We start from the raw sequence: 7758 nt of genomic DNA, 5'->3' as shown, positions 1-7758 counted from the left end.
GTAGACGTCGTAGCCGGCGACGCCCACGTTGTCGGTGGAGGCCGTCCAGGTCAGGGTTGCGCCGCTGCCGGTGATCGCGGAGACGACCGGCTTGCCCGGCCGCGACGGCGCCTCGGTGTCCGCTGGCTCGTCACCGGGCGGGTTGCCCCAGATCTTCGTCGTGCCCGCGTAGACCGTCATGTTCTGCGTCCGCACCGGGGTCGCGCCCGGCGTGGTGGGGATACCGGTGTACGACCAGTCGTTGGACGGGTCCCACGTCCCGGTGCTGGCGATGCGGAACTGCACCTCGCGCCGGTGCTGCGACTGGCCCGCGGGGGCGATCGAGGTGTTCGAGCAGTCGACGGTGACGTAGTAGGTCTTCCCGGACAGCAGGGTCGGCCCGGTCGGTGCCTTGCACTGGTTGTAGGCGGACGTCACGGAGACCTGGCTCGCGGTCGTGGCGCCGTCGAGGGTGAAGTAGTAGCGGAAGGAGCCGTTGGTCAGCGCGCGCGCCGGCCAGGCCGACTGGTTCCTCACGATCGCCTTGATCTCGGTGAACGTCGAGCCCGTGGCGTTCACCCCGGCCTCGACGAAGATCTCGGGGCCGTCGGGGGTCTCGGCGACGGGGAAGTTCGCGGCGGGGGCTCCGCCGTACTCGCGGTAGAGGCGGGCGAGGGCACTGGTGAAGCCCGCGTTGTAGTCGGTGGCGACCTCGTTCATCACGTAGTCGTCGCGCTTGTCGGTGTACTTGTCGTCGGGGTCGGGCGGGCCGCCGACGAGGGCACCGTACAGGGTGTGCCGGGTCTCGACCGGGTTGGTCATCTGGTCGGTCCACGAGCCGTGCGCGGTGCGGTGGTGCGGGTTCTTCGGCGGGTTCGCGCCGAACCCGATCATGTACGAGGAGTTGCGCGGGTTGTCACCGAGGGCGTAGTTGATCTGCCTGACCGCGAAGTCGTGGTAGCGCGCCTTCCGCGTCGCGTCGGTGATCGAGTCGGAGTGGACGAGCGCGACGAACGAGGTGTTGGCCGCGTAACGCAGCGACCCCCATCTGTCGAGCACCGCGTGGCCGCCGGGGGAGTACTTCACCCGCTGCCCGTTCACGCCGACCGTCCAGAAGTCGAGCCAGCGGTTGGCGTCGTCGAGGTACTTCTGCTTGCCGGTCAGCTTGTTCAGCAGCACGTAGGCGCCGTAGGACTTGTCGTCCCAGGCGATCGTCCACTTGTAGGACTTGATGGTGGACTGCGGCTCGGTGCCGAGGTTGTCGTAGTACGACTCGGCCTTGGTCAGGTAGGAGGCCTCCTGGGTGGCCCGGTACAGCCAGATCGCACCCCAGACCAGCTCGTCGTTGTAGCCGCTCCACGACTGGTAGTAGCCCGACGCGTCGGTGATGCAGTCGCTGTACTTCTTCCGCACGGTGTCGGCGAAGGTGTAGAGCTGCCTGGCGTGCGTCAGCAGCGTGTCGGCGTACGTCGGATCCGTCGGACGGAAGACGATCGAGGAGGCCGCCATCGCCGCCGCCGTCTCGCCGGCCAGGTCCGATCCCCCGCACGAGGCGTCGATCTTGTAAGAGGGCCGCTCCATCTGCATCGCCTCGGCGGGGCCCCACCAGGCGTGGTCCTTGCCGCCGTTGCCGACCTGCCCGTACAGCACGTTCGCCGACGGGTGGGCCTTGATGAAGTAGTCGTTGACGAACCTGAGGTTGTTCAGCAGGTGGGTGAGCTGCCCCGAGGAGGCGTACGCGTCGCGGTACTCCACCGCGCCCCAGGCCAGCATCGTCGCGCTGGCCGCCATCGGCAGACCGAACTTGACGTGGTCGCCCGCGTCGTACCAGCCGCCGGTCAGGTCACGACCGACGTCCTGGCCGTCGCCGAGCCCGGAGGGGCCACGCCAGCTGACGCGGTTCCAGCTCGGCAGCGGTCCCGACTGCTGGGCCTCGTAGAACCAGAGGGACTTCTGCAGCGCCTCGCCGTACGCGAAGGCGGGCGCCGCGGCCTGGGCGCCGGTGGCGGACACCGTCACCGGCACGGCCGCCAACGCCAGCAGCGCGAGCGCCGCCAGGGTCTTCTTCATGGGGGGTGCGCCTCTCGGAGGTGGTGCTCGGGGCGTGACGGCAGGTCAGGGGTACCGTCACGCCCCGAGGTCTCAGGGGGTTGAGCCCGGGTCCGGCCCGGGGGAGAGCCGGACCCGGGGGGCGGGGGGTTACGGGAAGAGGCGGCCGTACTCGGCGAGGGCGACGGCGACGTCCACCTGCGCCCAGAACCGGTGGTAGTTGAAGGTCGGGGCGGGGCCCGTGCCCTTCAGGTAGGCGTCCACCTGCGGCCAGTCCGGGTCGTTCTTGTAGAAGGACCGGATGGACAGGAAGGTCGAGTTGGAGTTGATCACGTCGCCGTTGGGCATCTTGCCGGTCCAGCCCGGGGGCACGTAGACCGGGTCGTTGAGGCGGTTGTAGTCGGCCTTGGTCTCGGGGACCGAGACACCCTTGGCGTCCTGGTTGTTACGCCACATGCCGTCGAGCAGGCCCTTGGCGACGGCCTTGGCCGTGGCGTCACCGGACTTGGCCGCGTAGTACATCAGCACCTTGGCGTACGAGCCCGCCACGCCCACGTCGGTCGTGTAGTCCCTGATGCTCACGTGCAGGTTGGTGTTGGGCGTGGGGTTGTTCGGGTTCCAGGTGTTGGGCTGGCCGGTCCAGATCAGCGTCGAGGGGATCCGGTAGGTCCCGTCCGCGTTGATCGTGGTGTTGTCGGTGGCCCACTTGACCCACTTGTCCAGGACGATCTTGGCGTCGGCGTTGCCGGTCGCGTAGTAGAGCTCCGCGACCCGCTCCAGCGACCACGCCTGGAAGCCGAACCACTGGTTGGACGGCGGGTCGTGGTAGACCGGCTGCCAGTCGTAGGCCATCCCGTAGAAGGTGGGCAGCGTCGACGGCGGGGACGCGTAGTGGCCCTGCCAGCTGTTGGTGGCGCCACCGGCGATCGCGCCCTCGCTCGACTGGAGCCAGCGGTAGAACTCCATCTGCCGCTTGGTGCTGGTGGTCCAGTCCTGGACGGCGGTCGTTCCCTTGGGCTTGAGCGCGTCCACGCTGGACAGCACCCACGCGGCCATCGGGTTCTGGTAACCGGAGTGGTTGTGGCTGGAGCCGATCCTCCAGGACCAGCCGGCGGAGGTGTCGTAGGCGCCACCCCAGGCGTAGTACCAGCTCAGCAGGTAGGCCGAGCTGTCCTTGCCGGTTCCTGCCGGGCATCCGGTGCTGGTGCAACCCTGCTTCTTGAAGTACTTGTCGTACATCGCGTAGCGAAGGTAGTCGCCCATCTTCGCGGCCTTGGAGATCGTGGAGGAGACCTGCGAGGCCTTGCCCTGCTCCGTGGCCCAGGTGTGCGCCCAGTAGGCGGCCTGGATGGCGCGGGCGTCGGCGTCGGGAGCGTTGGTGTACTTCCACTGCTTGGCGTACGCGCTGTCGCCGGTGAACAGGTCCAGGAACCCGTTCGTGCCGCCGTGCTTGAAGGTGTCGCAGGACGGCTGCGGGATGGTCTCGAAGACCGACTCCTCAGGACCGCGCTGGTAGGTGTTGATGTACGCGGGCTTGGTGGTCCCGTCACCGCAGCGGCCGAAGCCGTAGGTGTTGTCCACGTCCAGCAGCCAGTGCATGCCGTAGATGTCGCTGGTGCCGTACGCCGCCTTGAGCTCGTTCGCGATCGGGTCGACGCCGACGCTCACGCCGCTGTCCAGCCTGGACGGGTACTGCTTGATGTCGTCCCACTCGCCGGCGTACGTGGCGGGCTTGGACGGGTTGTAGGAGGCGTTGGTCGGCTGGTCGGCCGTGGCCGGGATGATGTACTTCTCCATCGAGGCCCAGGCGGCGTTGAACTTGGTCCAGTCGCCGGTCACCTTGCCGTACGCCGCCTCCAGCCACAGGTAGTAGCTGTAGGCCTCGGAGGTGGTCTCGTGCCCGTGGTCAGGAGCCTCGACCAGGAAGGTCTCGACGGAGTGGTAGGGCACGCCCTCCGGCGAGAAGTAACCGTTCGCCGGGTCCTTGAGCTTGTTGTACATCGTGATGAAGCGCTGGATGTACTCGTTGTCGCCGCCGCCCGAGTCGTTGTCGACCTCGGTGGCGGTCGTCGTGGCCGAGGTGTGGCCGGTGGCGCTGGAGGTGAACACCGCGCTGCCGGAGGTCTGGTCGGCGTCTTCCGCCGCCGCGAGCCGTACCGTCTGCGCCGTGTTCCAGTTGGAGCTGGTGAAGGTCAGCGACGCGCCGGAGGCGACCGTGAGGTCGGTGTCGCCGCTCGTCCTCGCGGTCGTCACGGTGACGTTCGAGGACGGGGCCCTGGAGAGCTTCACCGCGAGGTCGGCGGTACCGCCCTCGGGGACCGCGACCGTGGCCGGGGTGACGAGCACGGCGGGGTTCGAGTTGGCGCTGACGGTGATCCCCACCGGGTTGGAGGTGGTCGTCGCCCCCTTGTCGTCGGTCGCCCTCGCGGTGAGGGAGTAGTTTCCGGCGACGACGTTCGCCCAGGTGTAGGTGTACGGCGCGGTGGTGTCGGTGCCCAGCAGCGTGGAGCCGTTGTAGAAGTCGACCTTGGAGACGGTGCCGTCACTGTCGGTCGCGTTCGCGGCGATCGCCACCGTCGCGGGTGCGGTGAAGGTGGCCCCGGCCGCCGGGCTGGTGATGCTCGCGGTGGGCGGCAGGTTGATGGGTGGGGTCCCCCCGCAGGTGGTGCCGTTGATCGTGAAGGAGGTCGGCTTGGGGTTGGAACCCGACCAGCTGCCGTTGAAGCCGAGGGTGGTCGAGGCGCCGCTGGCCAGGTTGCCGTTCCAGTCGAGGTTCCTCGCGGTGACGTTCTGGCCGCTCTGCGTCCAGGTGGCGCTCCAGCCCTGGGAGACCCTCTGGGTGCTCGTCGGGAAGGCGAACCCGAGGGTCCAGCCGGTGAGCGGGTCACCCTGGTTCTTGATGGTCACGTTGGCGGTGAAGCCGCCCTGCCAGTCGTTGGTGGTGTACGTCACATCACAGGAGACCGCTGCGAGGGCGGGGGAGGCCGCCAGCGCGGTGGTCGTCCCGGCCGCCAGGCTGAGTAACACCAGTGCGGCGATCCGTCTCCGGAAGCGTGGGAGCGCTCCCGCTTTGATGGGGAACAGATGCATGAAATGGGCCTCCGTGAGTGTGGATCGATGCGAATCCGCTGGTGGTGACACCGCATCGGATCAAGCAAGGGAGAGAGGGGGTGGGAGCGCTCCCATAAAGAATTCTGGAGACGGTGAACGGGATGTCAATGGCATGTGCCTCCGGTTACGCCGATGTTTCACGGCCCATGCCGCCAGGCTGCTGTGATCCGGTCGGCCTTTTTTGCGAACCGTGAAAGTTTCAGAACTGTTGATCTTTCCAGCCGAGTGCTTGTTTGTGCGGGTGTCTCCAACCCCGGGCCCGCCGCCCGGGGCGGCCACCGATCCACCCGGGTCCCCGGCGGCTCCGGCGGGCGCGTGGCGGCCCGCCTCCGGTGTGTTCGGCGGCACGCGGCGGGCTGTGTGACGGCCTGCCCTTCCGCCGTCAAGTGCTTCCCCCGCCGGCCGTCGGCCGAGCGGCCTGCGCCTTCCTCGCCGAGGTGCTCCGCCTCATCGGCCGATGGCCGGTGGTCTGCGTGGTGACCCGCTCGTTTCCTGTCGAGGTGCTTCGCCCCACCGGCCGACGAGACGGCCGGCGGGGCGGCTTCGCCGGTGTCGGACGGCGGGTGGCTCTCACGGGGCCTCACCCCGGCCGGCGACGGCGACCGGGAAAGGCGAACGACGAGGAAGAGCCGCGACAGGAAAAGCGATGCGCTTTTGTGCCGCCTGGGAATTCTCGGGCGTCGCTCCTCGGGAATTCTCGATGTTTCGAATCTCGGCCGATCGCTTCACCTCTCAGAGGTCTCCGCCCCTCGGAGGCATCCGAAGACTCTAAATTACTCGGCGTATTCGGAGGCCGAGAAAATATTCTCCTCCGGTGTTTTCAGCGCTGATGGCGATGGTGTCCGGACCGTGGGTGCCGGTTGCGTTCCCGGTTCTTCGCCTTGAACATTTTTTTCCTGGGCGGATACGTAATGGTGCTCCGGTTGCGTTTCTTGTCGTCGCGCGCGTCGCCCGCGTCGCCCGCGTCGCCCGCGTTGCCCGTGCCCCCCGTGCCACCGGCGGAGAGGGGGCCGACGGTGGAGGTCGGACTCACCGTCGACGCCGGGCAGACCCCCTTGGGTCCGACGACCACGGTCAGCACCGGCGAGGAACTGGGATCGAGCCGGTTCGTGCCCGCGAAGGCGGCCACGAACTCATGGGTTCGTGGCGGTATCTGGGACACGATCAAGGTCGCGCGGCCGGTGGCGTCGGACTGGGTCCTGTCCTGGCTCACCCCGTTGGCGAAGAACTCGACAGGTCCTGCCGGCGGGACCGGCCCCGAGGAGGTGACGCTCGCGACGAGAGTGAGGTGACCCGGCGCTTCCGGATCGCAGAACGCGGCCAGCTTGGTGGAGGTCTTCCTCGGCGGCACGACCGTGCAGGCGGATCGTGTGACGGTGGTGTCGTCCACGCTGACGCTGCCCTCACGGGCCAGAAGGCGGCCGTTCACCGTCGTGCCGTCGGCCGCGGTGATCGAGGTCAGCGCGAGGATGTTCCCGGCGAAGACGGAACCGGCTCCCAGGGTGGCCGAGCCGCCGACCTGCCAGAAGACGTTGCACGCCTGGGCGCCGTTGACGAGGGTCACCGTGCTGGCGGGCGCGGTGATCAAGCCGGGTGCCCGCAGGACGAAGAGGGCGTTCGGGTTCCCCTGTCCGTCGAGGGTCACTTCCCCGGTGAGCTGGAAAGCGCCCGAGACGGAGTTGTAGACGCCCGGCTTCACGGTGGTCCCCCCGAGCTGCGCGGGGAGGGAGGCGGTGCCGCGCAGCCCCACCACGTTCCGGTAGGCGGTGGCCAGGTCGGTCTGCGCCTGTGCGGCGACGGGGTCGGCCGTGTAGACGGCGCCGGCCATGACGCCGGGCGGGAAGCCGGTGGTCACCGACCCTGGGCTCACCCCCAGCTCGCCGGTGACGACGCCGGAACCGGTGTTGGTGACCGTCCTTCCCGCCAGGATCGCGAAGTTCGTGGCCGTACCGAGCGACACCGGTGCTATCGCGTCCCCCTCGGGCGTCTCGGGCGTCTCGGGTGTATCTGGCGTCCTGGGCGTCTCGGGTGCCGGGTGCCCTGCGGTCGCCGTGGTCGCCGTGGTCGTCATGTGCACCGGGTCGGTCTGACGCGTCGTGTTCGCCGCGTGGGCCGTGTGCGGGGCCGCGGCGACGCAGCCCAGTGCGACCGCGACGGTGAGTGCCCCGGTCAGCCAGGAGTGGACGGTGGTTCGAGCGACAATACGTGAGTGACCAATTCTTGTCACAATGCTTTCCTTTTCTTTTTGGTATTTCTCCGTTCATGCGCATTGCCGATGATGCGCCGTTTTTCCGACACTACTGACCTTTGGCGGCGCGGTCGTCGTACGACATGCGGATTGTTTTGTCGCGTTGCCCGCGGTGAGCGTCATGAAAATGCGGCCATGTTATTGTTTGTGTGGATATCCCAGGAATGCTGTGGCGTCCGTGGACCTCGCACCTCTGCCGTGAGCGTCCACATCCGACGATTTCCCGCGCCGAATGAGCGCCGTGGCACGCCCCCGCTCATCACGAGAGGGCGTGCCGCCAGGCGGCACGCCCTCGATGGTCCCGGGGTGCGGGAAGGCCGGACACACGGCCCGGGAGACGACACGCGAACGGGTGCCCGGACGCGGCGAAC

At 68.2% G+C, this 7758-nt stretch carries 2 protein-coding genes and 1 pseudogene; all 3 read right to left on the bottom strand.

The genetic code is table 11. The features are described from left to right. Positions 1 to 2049 (bottom strand): annotated as a pseudogene (locus tag ACFY3D_RS08290) (glycoside hydrolase family 9 protein); the annotation flags it as partial. A 129-nt stretch (positions 2050 to 2178) separates the two neighbouring features. Beyond that, positions 2179 to 5118 (bottom strand): glycoside hydrolase family 48 protein, encoded by a 2940-nt coding sequence (locus ACFY3D_RS08285; protein WP_389976388.1) that lies wholly within the window; start codon positions 5116 to 5118, stop codon positions 2179 to 2181. A gap of 841 nt (positions 5119 to 5959) precedes the next feature. Next, positions 5960 to 7366: an ice-binding family protein gene (locus tag ACFY3D_RS08280; RefSeq protein WP_389976385.1), complete on the bottom strand. Its 1407-nt coding sequence runs from the start codon at positions 7364 to 7366 to the stop codon at positions 5960 to 5962. Positions 7367 to 7758 lie beyond the last annotated feature (392 nt).

It is taken from the genome of Streptosporangium sp. NPDC000509, assembly GCF_042898365.1.
Taxonomy (GTDB): Bacteria; Actinomycetota; Actinomycetes; order Streptosporangiales; family Streptosporangiaceae; genus Streptosporangium.
The sequence above is the reverse complement of the archived record's forward strand: the minus strand, read 5'-3'. Positions and strand labels throughout refer to the sequence as shown.

Excerpts from the sequence above, each read along its gene's own strand:
- ACFY3D_RS08285 (WP_389976388.1), bottom strand. The coding sequence starts at position 5,118 with ATGCATCTGTTCCCCATCAAAGCGGGAGCGCTCCCACGCTTCCGGAGA.